Consider the following 15,430-nt stretch of genomic DNA (forward strand, 5'->3'; position numbering starts at 1 on the left):
CCTATAAATAAATTAATCTTAACCTATTAAGGCTATACTCATAAAACATAAAACTTAGACTACTTATTAACACTGATAAGAAGAGACTGAAGAAAACCAATACCTGACTTAAAGTAAACTACAACTACATATATCTAAATGTTACAAAATAAATCCGCATGTCATATGCTGGAACCTATTTACTCATAAATAGATAACTAATGCAAGCGATCTTTTAAAATAATTATTCACAATAGCAAAACAAAATAATTTATAAGGTTAAATTAATATTGTAATAGTATAATTTATTTAAGTATATTAGTTTTCAGCCATTGATTGAGATTTTTTTATTGTTGCTTCAACTGCGTCAATAACCGCCGCTCTAAACCCTTTTTGTTCTAATGCATGGACACCTTCAATAGTCGTACCGGCCGGAGAACAGACCATATCTTTAAGCTCACCAGGGTGCTTACCTGTTTCAAGCAACAATTTTGCAGATCCCATAACAGCTTGAGCAGCAAATTTATAGGCTTGTTTTCTGGATAATCCTCCTTTAACTGCGCCATCCGCTAAAGCTTCAATGAACATAAAAACAAACGCTGGAGAAGAACCGCTTGCTCCAATAACTGCATCAATTAAATATTCTGACACAACTTCAGTTTCACCGATACAATTCAATAATTCTTGTACTGTTGTTAACTCTTCATTTGTAACTTCAGTATTAGGAGTAATAGAGCACATAGCAGCATTTACTAGAGCTGGTGTATTTGGCATCACACGAATAATTTTTTGCTCATAACCAATGCTTTTCGCAATCGTTTTAATTGTCACACCAGCCGCTATTGAGACAACAATGGTATTCTTTTTTAATTCTTTTTGAATATCATTGAGAACATCAATAATTACATTAGGTTTTACGGCTACAAAAACAATATCGGATTCTCGAGCTACCTCTCTTGCTGAAGCTAAATTATTTATTCCGTGAGATTTATTTAATTCTTCTCCTTTTTCCGGATGAGTATCATAGATATAAATCTGCGTTCCCGATACAATATTGCTTCCTAAAATACCTTGTAATATAGCATTTCCCATATTACCTAAGCCAATTAAACCAATACGTTGTTCCATTTTTTTATACTCCTATCAATGTCAATAAAATTGATTATAGATTATTTTTTAGCTAAAACTCAAAATTTATCTTTTGCAATCATTCTGGATTGAAGTAGTAATATTACATCATTCAACTTTTAAACTTTATTAAAAACTGTCTGGCATCACTTGCATACCATATTGTTGACCTGTTTGCATAAGGGATAAAATTTGTTTGCTCTTACCTTCATTAATTAAATTACTGATTGCAGGAGTATTAATCAATATTTCAAAAAGGGCTTTACGTTCATTATTATGACATATTAACTTTTGGCTTATGATGGCTTTTAGGCAGTTAGCAAGTTGACTGCGAACAAAATCGCGACAATGATCTTCAAAAACATCAACAATTCGATTAATACTTTGTATCGCTGAGTTAGTATGCAAAGTAGCAAAAACCAAATGACCTGTTTCTGCGGCAGTCAATGCGGCTTGAATTGATGATTTATTGCGTAATTCGCCTAACAAAATGATATCCGGATCTTGTCTTAATAAACTATCAATGGTTTGACCAAAGTCAGCTATTTCACGTTGCTGAATTAATGATTTATCATTTTGATAGATATATTCTATAGGGTCTTCAAGCGTAATAATGTGTTTCGCTATTGTTATATTAATGTATTGAATTAAAGCAGCTAAAGTAGTGGATTTACCACTGCCCGTTGATCCTGTTACAAGAATGATACCTGAATCATTTTTTACAAGCTCACTAAAAATAGCAGGAGCACCAATATCAGATAACGTAGGAATACGATGATTGATCACGCGAAACACGGCTGAAATACCACGGTGCTGATAAAAAATATTCACTCTAAATCGCCCTACTTTAGGCAAGTGATAAGCAAAATCTATTTGCTGATATTGCTTCAGAATTTTTTTTTGTGTTTCATTCATTAAATGAAATAATGCCATTTCAAGAGTATTTGGTATAAGCTTATCAACAACTAAAAACTGTAATTGTCCGTTAATACGAACGTAAGGCGCTTCACCACTTGAAAGGTGCAAATCCGACGCATTTTGCGTTACACTAAGTGCCAACATTGAGTTTAACATTAAATTTTACCTATTAATTATCCTTTGGGAATTAACATGAATACAGTACAAGACAATTTACTTAACATTAAAAATGATATTGAAAGAATTGCTAAAAAGTGCGAAAGAGATCCCAATACAATACAACTTATTGCCGTGAGTAAAACCAAACCTGTTGAGGAAATTATGGAGGCTATTGATGCAGGTCAATTAGTTTTTGGCGAAAATTATGTCCAAGAGGGTATTGAAAAGATTCAGTATTTCAATAAAAACCTGCCAAACAATGAGTTGATATGGCATTTTATAGGTCCATTACAATCGAATAAAAGTAAATTGGTTGCTGAACACTTCGATTGGATGCATACCATCGATCGATTTAAAATAGCACAAAGATTAAATGATCAACGACCCACAAATTTGGCTAAATTGAATGTGTTGATTCAAGTTAATATTAGTCAAGAAGCCAGTAAATCTGGGGTAAAACCTGAAGAGGTTGCTGATTTAGTTAATCAGATTGTCACCTTGCCTAATCTAAATTTACGTGGACTAATGGCAATCCCTGAAATTGAAAATGACTTTAATAAACAAGTTAATGTGTTTTCTAAGATGCAAAAACTTTTACAATCATTACAGAAAGATTATCCATTTTTAGACACATTATCTATGGGTATGAGTGGTGATATGCAGGCAGCCATTATTGCGGGCAGCACCATGGTTCGTATTGGTACGGCTATCTTTGGTGCACGGCAGTATTTATGATATATTGACCGAATATCTTTATTTTGAGGAATTTTAAATGACATCGATTTTCTTTTTGGGGAAAACCGTTTTAACCATTAGTTTATATGTTTTGATTTTAAGATTATGGATGCAACGTGTACGCGTAAATTTCTATAATCCTTTCACCCAATTTATTGTTAAAATAACCCAACCTATTATTGCTCCATTACGTAAGGTGATTCCGTCAATTGGACATGTTGATACAGCTACATGGGTTCTGTTATATCTGCTTGCAGTGCTCAAAATTATTTTTGTTTTATACTTTAACTTAACGAATGCTCCACTATTTACTATTGAATATCTTTTATATGCTGTCGCTGCAATAGTTCATGCTGTAGGGCATCTTTTATTTTGGTTATTACTATTTCGAGCAATTCTCAGTTGGGTAAGCAGAGGACATTCTGGAGCCGATGAGTTACTGACTCAATTAACCGAACCCTTTATAGCTCCGATCCGTCGTATTGTCCCTCCCCTTGGGATGATTGATATTTCCTTTATGATTTTTGTATTTATTTTGATGTTTTTGAATATGCTCGCTTTCGATCTTGTGGGCTACATATGGATTTTACTCTAAATCATCTCAAACGAAAAAAAGGGAGCACCAGCTCCCTTTTTAAAGAATATGATCTTCCCAACAAATCACATCTTTTTCATACACAATTCGGTTTTTAACTGAAATTTTTAATTTATGCATAAGCTTTTTATTTCCCATTATCAGAGGATGCCATTGAGGCAGTTGTCCTGTTTTTGAAAAATAACGATAAGTACAGGTCAACGGCAACCATTCTATAGTGAGAAGATTTTCTCGTGTCAACTTAATGCAATCCGGTTCATAGGCAAAACGATTATGATAATGCCTGCATTGGCAAGTATTAGAATCAAGCAGATTGCAAGCAACATTGGTATATAATATTTGACCTGTATCTTCATCTTGTAATTTGTTTAAGCAACACTGACCACAGCCGTCACAAAGCTGTTCCCACTCATCATCGGTCATTTGTTCTAAAGTTTTGTTTTCCCAAAATGGCTCAATCATACTTTAAAATCATCTTCTTTTAACATTTGTAAGAAAAATCCTTCCGTTTTAATTCTTTCTTCTATTTCCTGTGCAGTACCAACCACAAATTGGCGTTTACCATCGAGTAGTACCTTCATTACAAACACTGGAGAACCAAAAATAGACATTATTTTTTCAGGAATTGCTGAAAAATCCTTTTCATTTTCCATATATAAATAACAATTTTCTTTTTTAGTACTTCGATAAATATAACACCACATCATAGAATGGAACCTTATTCAATTATTTAAGACTATTTTGTAAATAAACACCGGCGCCAAATAGACCAGGATCTTCATGTGTTATCACATAAACTGGGATTTTTTTGACTAAATATGACATACGACCTTTATGTTCAAAAGCTGATCTAAATGGGGATGCTTTAAAAAATTCAATAAAACGCGGTACAATCCCCCCAGCAATATAAACACCACCTTGCGTATTAAGCGTTAAAGCTAAATTACCACCAAAACGCCCCATAAACGTACAAAAATAGGTAAGCGTCTGTAAACAAATTGGGCAACTTTTGTCTAATGCTTTTTTAACAATAACATCGGGGGTGATGTCTTCTTCTGGTTGATGATTAATTTGTAATAAAGCTTGATAAATATTCACAATGCCATTACCTGATAAAAAGCGTTCTGAAGAAACACGACCAAATTTTTTCCGTAGCTGTGCTAAAATTCGATCTTCATCTTCGTTCGTCATGGGCAATTCAGTATGTCCCCCCTCTCCTGACAGACTGATCCAATGTTCATTGACCTTGATTAAATGCGATACGCCAAGTCCCGTACCCGCTCCATAAATTGCGATCGGATAATCTAAATTAGACTCATCACCACCAATTTTGACCAGATCTTGTTTAGATAATTTAGGAATGGATGTCGATACAGCTGTAAAATCATTAATGACTTCAAGTTTAACCAAACCTAATTCTTTAATCAGTTCTGACCGTGAAAATGATAAATTATTGTTTGTCATATTGATAATATCTTCATCCCCTATCGGACAAGCAATGGCGATGCAGGCTGAATCAATTTTGACTGTTTGTGCTTGTAAGTACTCTTTGATTAAATTTAATAAAACATCGTGTTTTGAAATTGGAATTTTAGTAATCGCTGACAGTTCGTTAGTTGCTAAATTATAAAGTGCAAATCTGGCATTGGTTCCACCAATATCAGTAACTAGTGCATGTTGGTTCATGTTATTCCCTTCTGTAAAAATTAATTCATTTCTTTAAAAAAACAAGCATTACATTCATTTATTAAAGAAAGCAAAACTGGCAATATGATTAACTAGTTACATTAAGTTTATTCCTTTAACTGATGATTACCACAATAAACACTTCTGCTAACTAGTCAGCAGATAATTATTTTACTATTATATGTAAATAAGATTTATAGCCACTTTTTAAGTTTAAAATAAATATAAGGTGCAACCCCTGCAAGTAACATCAAGATTAACGAAAATGGATAACCATATTCCCATTTCAATTCTGGCATATTTTCAAAGTTCATACCATAAGCCGATGCCACCACAGTTGGAGGTAGAAATACAACAGACACAACTGAAAATATTTTAATAATTCGACTTTGCTCAATATTGATGAAGCTGGTTGCAGCTTGCATTAAAAAATTTACTTTTTGAAATAATGATTCATTATGTGGAACAAGTGATTCAATATCGCGAATAACTTCACGAGCTTGTTCCAATTGGTCTACTGGCATCTTCGCACGACGCACAAGATAATTGACTGCTCGTTGACTGTCCATTAAACAAAGTCTAACTTTCCATGCAGTATCTTCAAGTTCGGCCAATGATGTAATTGCTTCATCGTAATGTTCTTGAGATGAACGATCCATAATTATCAAACTTAATTCTTCCAGCTCACTATATATGTTTTCAATTTGGTCAGCTAACTGTTCAACTTTAACTTCAAAAAGGTCAAGTAATACTTCGTATGGGTTCCCATCGATCATCCCCTGATAACGTGATCGCATTCGATACAAACGAAAAGCCGGTAAATCACGTTCACGTAAAGTAAAAAGTCGACCATTGTGTACTGTAAATGCAACCGTTGCGTTACCGGCTCGATCTTCTGCATCTTCATAAAAGAAAAATGAGTGAACATGTAAGCCTTCATTGTCTTCAAAAAAACGAGCTGACGCTTCGATGTCGTCTAATTCAATACTCGTTGCTAAGTTTTGTCCTAAATGTGTTAAAACAAAATCGCGATCGGCTTCTTCTGGTTCGATTAAATCAACCCAAGTCGCATTATTTATATCGCTTTCATTAATTTTTACTAATTGTTTGTTTTTTAATCCAAACGCATTAATCATAAGGACTCCTGTAGTAAGGGGAACGTTTTAGAACAATACTTTAACAAATGGTAGGCATTATACTCGTTATGGCTAAAAATTCCTATGTCTAACCCAATCTTTCTACATATTTACAAATTTATAAAATGGGATAAAAATTCCATTAATAAATTAAATTCGCTGATATTACTATTGTCTCATGTTACAATATGCCACTTAAATACTTATGCAATTTTTAGGAGTTTATAATGGCAAACCGAGGAATAAATAAAGTCATTTTAGTTGGTAATTTAGGACAAGATCCCGAAGTCCGTTACATGCCAAATGGAAATGCTGTAGCTAATTTTAGTGTAGCAACCTCAGAATCATGGAGAGATAAACAAACCGGAGAAACCCGTGATCGCACTGAATGGCATCGAGTTGTCGTTTTTGGTAAATTAGCCGAAATTGCAGGTGAATACATTAAAAAAGGCACTCAAGTTTATCTTGAAGGACAATTACAAACTCGAAAATGGCAAGACCAATCAGGACAAGATCGTTACACAACGGAAGTAGTAATTAATCCTATCGGTGGAACTTTACAAATTCTAGGTTCACGTGGAAATAGTAATGATAATTTTGATGATGGTTCTCATAATTGGGGGCAAAGTGCTAATAATATGTCATCGGCACCCGCAGCGTCATCTCGTCAACCCAATCAAAATGTACCAGCACCACAACCTAAAGCACCTGAACCACCAATGGATTTTGATGACGATATTCCATTCTAAAATGACTACCACTGTTAAATTTGGGCGTGAATCTACGCGCCCATATATCATTTTTTAATTATTTCATTTATACTTAGCTGTAATTTCTAATGGATAGAAGATATAGCTATGTTGGAACTGTTACAAACTGTTGGCTTTGGTTTAATTCTCTTTGTCCCATTAACTAATCCATTAACCACCGTTGTACTTTTATTGGGTTTATCTGGCGATATGACCAATGAAGAACGTAATTACCAATCAAAGTTAACTTGTATTTATGTGTTTTTGATTATGGTTGTTTCCTTTTATTGTGGACAACTGGTGATGAATACATTTGGAATATCTATTCCCGGTTTACGTATAGCAGGAGGAATGATTGTTGGTATTATAGGTTTTAGAATGTTGTTTCCTCAACAGCCATCTCATAAGACCCTTGAGGCAGATGCTAAAAAGAGAGAAGTTTCCAATAATATTGCCTTTGTGCCACTAGCTATGCCAAGTACCGCAGGTCCAGGAACTATCGCAATGATCATTAGTATGTCTTCAACAGTTAAAAGCGGAGGCTACGATATTTCAACTTGGGTTGTTTACGCTGCATCGATTCTGGTTCCTTTATCATTATGTATTATACTATGGTTTTGTATGCGTAGTGCTGGTAATATTATGCGATTTATGGGAAAAAGTGGCATTGAAGCCACCTCAAGAATTATGGGATTTTTGTTAGTTTGTGTAGGTACACAATTTATTATTAATGGCATTAAAGAATTAGTAATGAATTTCCCAAATATATAGTTTTTATTATAAAATTCAAAGTTTTGGGATATTTTTAATCATTTCCACTCTCATTAAATAATCATAAAGTGGAACTAACTGTTTAAATCCTTTTGCCAATTTTTTAGGTAATTCTTCATTTAGCACATCTTCAACATGATTGTTTGTTACCATCACAGCTAAATTTTTACGGTTGTACCAGGTCGCGATCTTTTCATCTTGTTCTTTAATTAATGGGCGTTTATAACTTTCACCAACCAATTCAAATGGTTTTTTAACGCAGCGAGTCATATCTAGAAAATTATTCGTATCATTAAGAATTTCTTGTCGAAAAATATCCATTGTCTGTTTTGAAGAACAATAATAACCAAGTCCATATTGATAACTACTTGGGGTTATTTCAAAAAAGTAAGCAGGCGCTTCTTTCCAATCACGATTAGGTCGTTTAAATGTTAGCCATAAACGACTGCGATAAAGGGATTTATCATTAGAAAACCGCGTATCACGATGAATACGCGATATCGTTTTACCAATCGCTGGGCGCGTTTCAAACCATTCATCAATACTAAGCATTTCTGGTGTGAGTTGTTCGACCAGTAAGCGAAAAGGTTTAATTAAATCGTTGTCATAAATAGCACGGTGCTCTTCAAACCACGGTTTACTATTGTTGATCCAAGCATCTTGTAGAAAATTGAGCCCTGCTTGCGTAAAACCAGTAAAGTTTGCCATTGCTTACTCCTTAAATAATGTTCTTACTTTTTCTAAATCTTCTTGAGTATCTACACCAATTGCAGGAGATTGTTTGGCAACTGCCACATGAATTTTTTCACCATACCAAAGCACCCGCAATTGTTCTAACATTTCAATTTGCTCAAGGGATGATGGAGCCCAATTGATATATTGTCGAATAAAACCTGCACGATAAGCATAAATGCCGATATGACGTAGATAAAAATCACCGATGCTTGATTGCTTCAGTAAATCGGTTGATTTAGCAAATCGATCACGCTCCCAAGGGATAATTGCACGAGAAAAATATAACGCATAACCATCTTTATCGGTTACAACTTTTACTGCTCCAGGATTAAAAGCCTCTTGTGGTGAATCAATAGTTACAGCTAATGTTGCCATCCCCGTTTTATATTGCACTAGGTTTTTAGCCACCTGATCGATAATTACAGGAGGAATTAATGGTTCATCACCTTGCACATTAACAATTATCTCATCATCAGCGAATTGATAACGATTAATCACTTCAGCTAAACGTTCAGTGCCTGAATGATGCTTATCACTAGTTAGAATAACTTCACCACCATACGCTTTAACCACATCAAAGACTTGCTGATGATCAGTAGCAATAATAACACGATGGGCTGAAGATTTTTGTGCTTGCTCCATAACACGTACAATCATTGGTTTACCATGGATATCTGCCAATGGTTTAGCGGGTAAACGACTCGAAGCATACCTAGCTGGAATAATAACCGAAAATTTCATAACTAAAGCCTTATATTCTTTTATTCTTTAATAGATGGTGATTGGTTGAATGATTGTGCTTCGGATTCAAGCAATACAGGAATATTATCTTTAATCGCAAAAACCAGATTATCCGCTTGGCAAATTAATTGTTGATGTTCTGCATCATACTGCAATTGTCCATGGCATTTAGGACAAGCAAGTGCACTTAATAAAATTTGTTTCATTTTTTATTCTCTTTGAGATTTATTTTATCTAATAATAAACAGATATGATCAATGGCTGGTTTTGGTATCACAGCATCAATAGGCAAAAACCACCAATTGGGTTCAGCAAATAGCTGACATTTGACAGCATCTTTTTCAGTCATTAACAATGTCTGCTCACGACGTGCGACATTATTTAATAATGATAAGGAAAATTTTTGATGATCAGCAAAAGCGACGGTTTTATTTAAGTCAGCCTTCATACTAATCAACATATCAAAAAATCTTTGTGGATTACTAATACCAGCAACGGCACAAATGTTTGATAACGAAGATAACTCTTTCTTTTCTTTGGTTAGCAAATTAATCACATATTTTGGTATTAATTGCATGGTGTATGTTTTATCGGGATATTGCTCGACTAAATTATTTACACTATCACCATTTACGATAATTAAATCAACCGATTTCAACCGATTGCTTCTCTCTCTCATTGGACCTGCTGGCATCCACCAATTATTACCAAATAATCGTTTACCATCCACTACGACAATTTCAATATCTCGAGCTAATGCATAATGTTGCAGACCATCATCAGTTAAAATTACATCTAATTGGTTTTTTTTTAATAATGCTTTAACGGCTTGGCAACGATTAGGCGAGACGGCTACAGGAACATGGGTTCGTTGATAAATGAGAACGGGTTCATCACCTGCCTGATCGGTTGTTGTCGTATTATCTAAAATAAGTGGATAGTTTTCCGCTTTGCCCCCATAGCCACGTGAGACAAGACCAACTTTCAATCCTTTTGCTTCCAACGCTTCAATTAAACTGATAGCCAATGGCGTTTTGCCATTACCTCCTACCGATAAATTACCAATAACAATGATAGGTACAGGTGAGTGCCAGGATTTGAAAATACCCATTTTATATAAAAAGCGACGAACAAACGCAATTATTCCATATAATAGAGAAAATGGTATTAGTAACCAAAATAACCGATTTTTACCATACCAAAGTTTTTCAATCATCACGTTAATATCACTCAATTATGTTTATAGTTTTTTGTATATCTTTTCGATATAGCATTGACTAAATTAGTTGCTTACAGCAAAAGATAAGTTATTTTACTCATAAATCGGTAAACTACCAAACCAATCATGATACCATCTTGGTTTAATTTCACTGCGCATCGTTTTTAATACCCATTTTTGATTTTCAAAAATCAGACTGATTTGCCCTGTTTTAGCAGTAATATAGTAATCTATGTGTAGATCTTGATATCTTGCTACTACATTACCAGATGGTAACTTCCAAGGATTATATCGAGAAGTTGAGGCTAATGCTTTTACTGGTTTAACATGATTTAAAAAAGCATAACTAGATGAAGTACTACTGCCATGATGAGGAATTTGCAATATAGTTGATGCTAATTTATTTCGATATTTTGTTACTAATTGATATTCTTGATTACGTTCTAAATCCCCAGTTAAAAGTACTGAAAAATGCCCATCGCTCACCTGTATCACACACGAATCGGCATTTTGTGCATATTGAACTAATTGAGTTGGCCATAACACATTCAAAAACAAATGATTCCAAACAATAGTGTTGCCCGCTAAACATTGATGATGGTTATCTAATTCTGAAGATGAGCTCATTAGCCAAGCTTTAGGAAAACGACGTTGAAGTAAAGCTAAACCGCCTATATGATCATTATGTTGATGGCTGATGATGATCCCATCCAAATTCAAATTATGCCATCGTAAAAAGGGTAGAATAATCCGCTCTGCTGCGGAAGTTTGTTCCCATCTAGCTCCCGTATCAAACAAAATTGCTGATTTGCCATTATGAATAACAATCGCCAGTCCATGCCCAACATCCAGCATATCTAACCGCCAATAATTCTCTGGTTGTTTAAAAAAGGGGGTGCAAAGTATCATCAAGATTATTAATAATGTAACACTAAAGCGCCGCCATAACTCGGTACGTACAACAACCAAGGAGAGCCAACCGATAATACTTAAAAGATAAAAATCAGGAGAAATATCAAGCCATAAAAAATTAAATTTATCCAAGCAGATAAATAGCCATTCCAGCGATTTATTCGCAATAAACCAACACCATAACGCAAGATGCGAACAATGAATGACACTAAATAACAGCGCTAAAATAATAGCAGGCAAAGTGAATAAGGTAATAACAGGAATAGCAATCAAGTTTGTTAACAAAGAGACCAAACTTATCCCTTGAAAGATAACCAATTGAATAGGTAACAATAATAAGATCAAACCCAATTGCAAATGCAACAACCTGAACCAATACCAACGTTTTTTATTGTTTATCACTTTAGGCAAAGGTAACCAATCAAATAAAAAAATTAAGCTTATTACCGCATAACAAGATAACCAAAAACTTTCAGATAGAATCATTAACGGATCAAAGAATAATAATAGTGCAATGATACGATTTAATTTTTGCCAGGCACTGATTTGACTATTTTTGAAACGTAAATATATCCAAATAGACAATGCTAGTATAGCACGTAATGTAGGGGGACTAAGCCCAGTTAACCAAGCATAAAATAGTGCGCCTAACCATCCTATTATCAGTGGGAAAAAAAATATATAAAACGCTGAGGAATAAAAAACATCAAAACTTTTATAAAAGTACAGCAAAGACCAAAAATCAGCAAAATGTGCATACCTGAAATAGCCATTAAGTGTGCAACGCCTGTTTGCATCATAATGAAACGATGCTCATCAATCATTTGACTGCGATCACCAAAAGCGAATGCCAATAAAATACCTTGATAAGTAAATGAATCAATGTAGGGTAACGAATGATCAGCGATAAACTGCCGAATGTTCAAATTATCTTCAATTAACTCTGCTTGAAATAATTTTGCAGATAGAAGGTTTCGATTGGCTACAGCAAAACGTTGGCTATCAAATCCACCTTCATTTAAATAGCCATGTACTGCTTTTGTTTTCAAAGTTAATTGCCAAATTTGCCCTGCTTTTGGCTTGATTTGTTGATCCCAATATACCGATATGGTTACCTTAGGGTATATAAAAGGTTGAGAATCATCATTGACTGCAATTTTTACATAATAAGGATCTGTTGGCGTAGTTAAATCTTGAATGTTTATACTTTTAATTTCTGCTTTTACCACAACAATTTTGTCGATGTATGGCTCAATTCTTGTAAAATATTGTTTACAATACGCTATAGACCATAAAAAACTAATAGAAAATACAGAAATGACAATCATATAACTTTGCAATTGAAACGGCACAATCAAAATTAAAACAATTAATATTGAAACTATGATATACCATTGAACATCACCGAGCAGTGAAGGTAAAAACATCAATGGCAAACAACCCAATGAAAATATGATTGCCAATAAATCAACTGATAATAATTGTCGCATTAATCTAAATAAGCTTCATTTGATAGAACACTTAACATATCGCATGGTGATTTGAATTAATCAATGTATCGTGTAATGTTAGAGCTGGCTTCCAATTTATCTATGAATTGAGAGTAATTTTCAGATAATAAGTTTATTTCATCATTTTATTGTGAAAATATTGTTAACTATCAGAACAAAAATAAGGTTGATTTGATAATAAAGAATTGCTAATGTAGGGAAATTTTATAATAGTATAGTAATTTATTGACAGTCGTGATTAAATGGTAGTGAAATAAAAAGCCTTTGATTTTACTCAAAGGCTTCAAAAACGATAATATTTACATATTACGCTTTAGCAGCATTATCCACTCTTTCACGTAATTCTTTACCCGGTTTAAAGTGAGGAATATATTTGTGTTTAACTTCTACATTACCACCAGTTCTAGGATTTCTTGCTTTACGTGGGGCTCGGTAATTTAAACTGAAACTACCAAAACCTCGAATTTCAACACGATCATTACTTTCCATAGCCAAAGCGATCTGTTCGATAATATCTCTCACAGCATCGTCAACTAGCTGCACGGGAAGGTGTGCCCGCCAGTTGGCTATTTTTTCTGCTAAATCTGATCTGTTCATGGTCACTCCTAATTAATTTTTGCGCGGCATAAAATCAATTCATTTTATACTACAAAAGAAAAAGAGGGCAAGCCCTCTTTACTCTTTGCATAAACAATTTTTACTCAGTTTTTGATGCTGCTTTAAATGCTTCCGCCATTGCGTTAGTAAATGATGCATCTTCTTGAGTAGTCGTGTTATTCACCGCTGCAAGTGCTTCTTTTTCGTCTGCTTCATCTTTCGCACGAATTGATAACGAAATTGCACGAGTTTTACGATCGATGTTAACAATCTTAGCTTCAACTTCATCACCAGCTTTTAATACAGTAGTTGCATCTTCGATACGTTCACGAGCGATATCTTGGGCTTTTAAGTAACCTTCAATACCTTCTGCGATTTCAATAGTTGCACCTTTAGCATCAACAGTAGTAACAGTACCTTTAACGATTGTGCCTTTTTTGTAGTTAGCAGCGAAGCTACTGAATGGATCATCTTCAAGTTGTTTAATACCTAAAGAGATACGTTCACGTTCTGCATCAACTTGTAACACAACAGCTTCGATATCATCGCCTTTCTTATAAGATTTAACAGCTTCTTCACCAGGCATATTCCATGAGATGTCTGAAAGATGAACTAAACCATCGATACCACCATCTAAACCAATGAAGATACCAAAATCAGTAATTGATTTGATCTTACCGCTAACTTTATCACCTTTATTGTGTGATTCAGCAAATTGTAACCATGGATTTGGTTTACATTGTTTAAGACCGAGAGAGATACGACGACGTTCTTCATCAATTTCAAGAACAACGACTTCAACCACATCACCTAAGCTAACAACTTTAGATGGGTGGATGTTTTTGTTTGTCCAATCCATTTCAGAAACGTGAACTAAACCTTCAACACCCGTTTCAATTTCAACAAAACAACCGTAATCAGTTAAGTTGGTTACTTTTCCAGTTACTTTAGTTCCTTCAGGGTAACGTTTAGCAATTGATACCCATGGATCTTCGCCTAATTGTTTTAAGCCAAGAGATACGCGTGAACGATCTTTGTCAAATTTAAGTACTTTAACAAGTAATTCTTGACCCACTTCAACCACTTCACTTGGATGTTTAACACGTTTCCAAGCCATATCAGTGATATGAAGTAACCCATCAACACCGCCAAGATCAACGAATGCACCGTAATCAGTAAGATTTTTGATAATACCTTTAACTTCTGAACCTTCTTGTAGATTTTCAAGAAGTTGTTCTCTTTCTGCACTATTTTCAGATTCAATAACAGCACGACGTGAAACAACTACGTTGTTACGTTTTTGGTCTAATTTAATAACTTTTAATTCGATTTCTCTGTTTTCAATATGAGAAGTATCGCGTAATGGACGAACATCAACAAGCGAACCAGGAAGGAACGCGCGAACGCCATTTAGATCAACCGTAAAGCCACCTTTAACTTTACCATTGATTACACCTAATACTGTTGCAGCATCTTCAACTGCTTTTTCTAATGTTAGCCACGCTTCGTGACGTTTAGCTTTTTCACGAGATAAGATTGTTTCGCCAAAGCCATCTTCAATAGAATCAAGAACGACATCAACTACATCGCCAACTTGAACTTCTAATTCGCCTTGTGCATTTTTAAACTGCTCTACTGGAATTGCTGATTCAGATTTTAAACCAGCATCAACTAAAACAACATCTTTGTCGATTGCAACGACAGTACCACGGATCATATTACCAGAACGAGTGTCTAGTTGATTTAAAGACTCTTCAAAGAGTTGAGCAAAAGATTCAGTCATATTTATATACTTTAGTTAAAATTAACGTCCACATTACATCCTGTCTTGTGGGGTTGTTGGTGATACTCCATACATC

18 protein-coding genes are annotated in these 15,430 nt (G+C 34.5%); 4 read left to right on the forward strand and 14 right to left on the reverse strand.

All coding sequences use genetic code 11. The annotated features are described in order from the left end of the window. Positions 1-297: 297 nt before the first annotated feature. Complete coding sequence (proC, locus tag J3U13_RS10240; protein ID WP_267341906.1) at positions 298-1,107, reverse strand: pyrroline-5-carboxylate reductase; 810 nt, start codon at positions 1,105-1,107, stop codon at positions 298-300. A gap of 129 nt (positions 1,108-1,236) precedes the next feature. Next, positions 1,237-2,181, reverse strand: coding sequence for a type IV pilus twitching motility protein PilT (locus tag J3U13_RS10245; protein WP_267341907.1), 945 nt, complete (start codon positions 2,179-2,181; stop codon positions 1,237-1,239). Positions 2,182-2,217: 36 nt separating this feature from the next. Between J3U13_RS10245 and J3U13_RS10250 the strand changes: the two genes are divergently transcribed. Together J3U13_RS10250 and J3U13_RS10255 are read left to right on the forward strand one after the other, a co-directional pair. Further along, positions 2,218-2,919 carry a YggS family pyridoxal phosphate-dependent enzyme gene (locus J3U13_RS10250; protein WP_267341908.1) on the forward strand — a complete coding sequence of 234 codons (702 nt, stop codon included), beginning with the start codon at positions 2,218-2,220 and terminating at the stop codon, positions 2,917-2,919. Between the two features lie 37 nt (positions 2,920-2,956). After that, positions 2,957-3,514: a YggT family protein gene (locus tag J3U13_RS10255; protein WP_267341909.1), complete on the forward strand. Its 558-nt coding sequence runs from the start codon at positions 2,957-2,959 to the stop codon at positions 3,512-3,514. A gap of 39 nt (positions 3,515-3,553) precedes the next feature. Here the strand turns inward: J3U13_RS10255 and J3U13_RS10260 are convergent, their stop codons facing one another. From J3U13_RS10260 to corA, 4 genes are all read right to left on the reverse strand, one after another. After that, positions 3,554-3,976, reverse strand: coding sequence for a YcgN family cysteine cluster protein (locus J3U13_RS10260; RefSeq protein ID WP_267341910.1), 423 nt, complete (start codon positions 3,974-3,976; stop codon positions 3,554-3,556). Then, the gene (locus J3U13_RS10265) at positions 3,973-4,221 is read right to left on the reverse strand and encodes a YcgL domain-containing protein (RefSeq protein ID WP_267341911.1); all 249 of its coding nucleotides are present in this window, start codon (positions 4,219-4,221) and stop codon (positions 3,973-3,975) included. Before J3U13_RS10265 ends, J3U13_RS10260 begins: the two co-directional genes overlap by 4 nt. Before the next feature lie 19 nt (positions 4,222-4,240). Beyond that, a complete protein-coding gene (locus J3U13_RS10270; protein WP_267341912.1) occupies positions 4,241-5,200 on the reverse strand; it encodes a glucokinase in 960 nt (319 codons plus the stop codon). 194 nt (positions 5,201-5,394) lie between these two features. Continuing rightward, positions 5,395-6,336 (reverse strand): magnesium/cobalt transporter CorA, encoded by a 942-nt coding sequence (gene corA / locus J3U13_RS10275; RefSeq protein ID WP_267341913.1) that lies wholly within the window; start codon positions 6,334-6,336, stop codon positions 5,395-5,397. A gap of 227 nt (positions 6,337-6,563) precedes the next feature. Between corA and J3U13_RS10280 the strand changes: the two genes are divergently transcribed. Both J3U13_RS10280 and J3U13_RS10285 read left to right on the forward strand, forming a co-directional pair. Continuing rightward, positions 6,564-7,085 carry a single-stranded DNA-binding protein gene (locus J3U13_RS10280; RefSeq protein WP_267341914.1) on the forward strand — a complete coding sequence of 174 codons (522 nt, stop codon included), beginning with the start codon at positions 6,564-6,566 and terminating at the stop codon, positions 7,083-7,085. Positions 7,086-7,193: 108 nt separating this feature from the next. Further along, positions 7,194-7,856, forward strand: coding sequence for a MarC family NAAT transporter (locus J3U13_RS10285; RefSeq protein WP_267341915.1), 663 nt, complete (start codon positions 7,194-7,196; stop codon positions 7,854-7,856). Positions 7,857-7,871: 15 nt separating this feature from the next. Here the strand turns inward: J3U13_RS10285 and J3U13_RS10290 are convergent, their stop codons facing one another. The 8 genes from J3U13_RS10290 to rpsA all read right to left on the reverse strand — a co-directional run bounded on the left by J3U13_RS10290 (position 7,872) and on the right by rpsA (position 15,354). Further along, positions 7,872-8,564 (reverse strand): DUF2461 domain-containing protein, encoded by a 693-nt coding sequence (locus tag J3U13_RS10290; RefSeq protein ID WP_267341916.1) that lies wholly within the window; start codon positions 8,562-8,564, stop codon positions 7,872-7,874. Between the two features lie 3 nt (positions 8,565-8,567). Further along, positions 8,568-9,332, reverse strand: coding sequence for a 3-deoxy-manno-octulosonate cytidylyltransferase (gene kdsB, locus J3U13_RS10295; protein ID WP_267341918.1), 765 nt, complete (start codon positions 9,330-9,332; stop codon positions 8,568-8,570). Positions 9,333-9,352: 20 nt separating this feature from the next. Then, positions 9,353-9,538, reverse strand: coding sequence for a Trm112 family protein (locus J3U13_RS10300; RefSeq protein WP_267341919.1), 186 nt, complete (start codon positions 9,536-9,538; stop codon positions 9,353-9,355). Beyond that, positions 9,535-10,548: a tetraacyldisaccharide 4'-kinase gene (gene lpxK / locus J3U13_RS10305; RefSeq protein ID WP_267341957.1), complete on the reverse strand. Its 1,014-nt coding sequence runs from the start codon at positions 10,546-10,548 to the stop codon at positions 9,535-9,537. Before lpxK ends, J3U13_RS10300 begins: the two co-directional genes overlap by 4 nt. A 96-nt stretch (positions 10,549-10,644) precedes the next feature. Beyond that, positions 10,645-12,195: a DNA internalization-related competence protein ComEC/Rec2 gene (locus J3U13_RS10310; RefSeq protein WP_267341920.1), complete on the reverse strand. Its 1,551-nt coding sequence runs from the start codon at positions 12,193-12,195 to the stop codon at positions 10,645-10,647. Continuing rightward, on the reverse strand, positions 12,126-12,953 hold the full coding sequence (locus J3U13_RS10315; protein ID WP_267341921.1) for a ComEC/Rec2 family competence protein: 828 nt from the start codon (positions 12,951-12,953) through the stop codon (positions 12,126-12,128). Before J3U13_RS10315 ends, J3U13_RS10310 begins: the two co-directional genes overlap by 70 nt. Positions 12,954-13,280: 327 nt before the next feature. Continuing rightward, a complete protein-coding gene (locus J3U13_RS10320; RefSeq protein WP_267341923.1) occupies positions 13,281-13,571 on the reverse strand; it encodes an integration host factor subunit beta in 291 nt (96 codons plus the stop codon). Between the two features lie 100 nt (positions 13,572-13,671). After that, positions 13,672-15,354 carry a 30S ribosomal protein S1 gene (gene rpsA, locus J3U13_RS10325; RefSeq protein ID WP_267341924.1) on the reverse strand — a complete coding sequence of 561 codons (1,683 nt, stop codon included), beginning with the start codon at positions 15,352-15,354 and terminating at the stop codon, positions 13,672-13,674. Positions 15,355-15,430: the final 76 nt, after the last annotated feature.

Source organism: Gilliamella sp. B2887, from assembly GCF_026537015.1.
GTDB lineage: Bacteria > Pseudomonadota > Gammaproteobacteria > Enterobacterales > Orbaceae > Gilliamella.

Bases quoted from the DNA above. Each gene is read 5' to 3' on its own strand.
- proC (WP_267341906.1), bottom strand. From the start codon at position 1,107: ATGGAACAACGTATTGGTTTAATTGGCTTAGGTAATATGGGAAATGCT.
- J3U13_RS10245 (WP_267341907.1), bottom strand. From the start codon at position 2,181: ATGTTAAACTCAATGTTGGCACTTAGTGTAACGCAAAATGCGTCGGAT.
- J3U13_RS10250 (WP_267341908.1), top strand. From the start codon at position 2,218: ATGAATACAGTACAAGACAATTTACTTAACATTAAAAATGATATTGAA.
- J3U13_RS10255 (WP_267341909.1), top strand. From the start codon at position 2,957: ATGACATCGATTTTCTTTTTGGGGAAAACCGTTTTAACCATTAGTTTA.
- J3U13_RS10260 (WP_267341910.1), bottom strand. From the start codon at position 3,976: ATGATTGAGCCATTTTGGGAAAACAAAACTTTAGAACAAATGACCGAT.
- J3U13_RS10265 (WP_267341911.1), bottom strand. From the start codon at position 4,221: ATGATGTGGTGTTATATTTATCGAAGTACTAAAAAAGAAAATTGTTAT.
- J3U13_RS10270 (WP_267341912.1), bottom strand. From the start codon at position 5,200: ATGAACCAACATGCACTAGTTACTGATATTGGTGGAACCAATGCCAGA.
- corA (WP_267341913.1), bottom strand. From the start codon at position 6,336: ATGATTAATGCGTTTGGATTAAAAAACAAACAATTAGTAAAAATTAAT.
- J3U13_RS10280 (WP_267341914.1), top strand. From the start codon at position 6,564: ATGGCAAACCGAGGAATAAATAAAGTCATTTTAGTTGGTAATTTAGGA.
- J3U13_RS10285 (WP_267341915.1), top strand. From the start codon at position 7,194: ATGTTGGAACTGTTACAAACTGTTGGCTTTGGTTTAATTCTCTTTGTC.
- J3U13_RS10290 (WP_267341916.1), bottom strand. From the start codon at position 8,564: ATGGCAAACTTTACTGGTTTTACGCAAGCAGGGCTCAATTTTCTACAA.
- kdsB (WP_267341918.1), bottom strand. From the start codon at position 9,332: ATGAAATTTTCGGTTATTATTCCAGCTAGGTATGCTTCGAGTCGTTTA.
- J3U13_RS10300 (WP_267341919.1), bottom strand. From the start codon at position 9,538: ATGAAACAAATTTTATTAAGTGCACTTGCTTGTCCTAAATGCCATGGA.
- lpxK (WP_267341957.1), bottom strand. From the start codon at position 10,548: ATGATTGAAAAACTTTGGTATGGTAAAAATCGGTTATTTTGGTTACTA.
- J3U13_RS10315 (WP_267341921.1), bottom strand. From the start codon at position 12,953: ATGCGACAATTATTATCAGTTGATTTATTGGCAATCATATTTTCATTG.
- J3U13_RS10320 (WP_267341923.1), bottom strand. From the start codon at position 13,571: ATGAACAGATCAGATTTAGCAGAAAAAATAGCCAACTGGCGGGCACAC.
- rpsA (WP_267341924.1), bottom strand. From the start codon at position 15,354: ATGACTGAATCTTTTGCTCAACTCTTTGAAGAGTCTTTAAATCAACTA.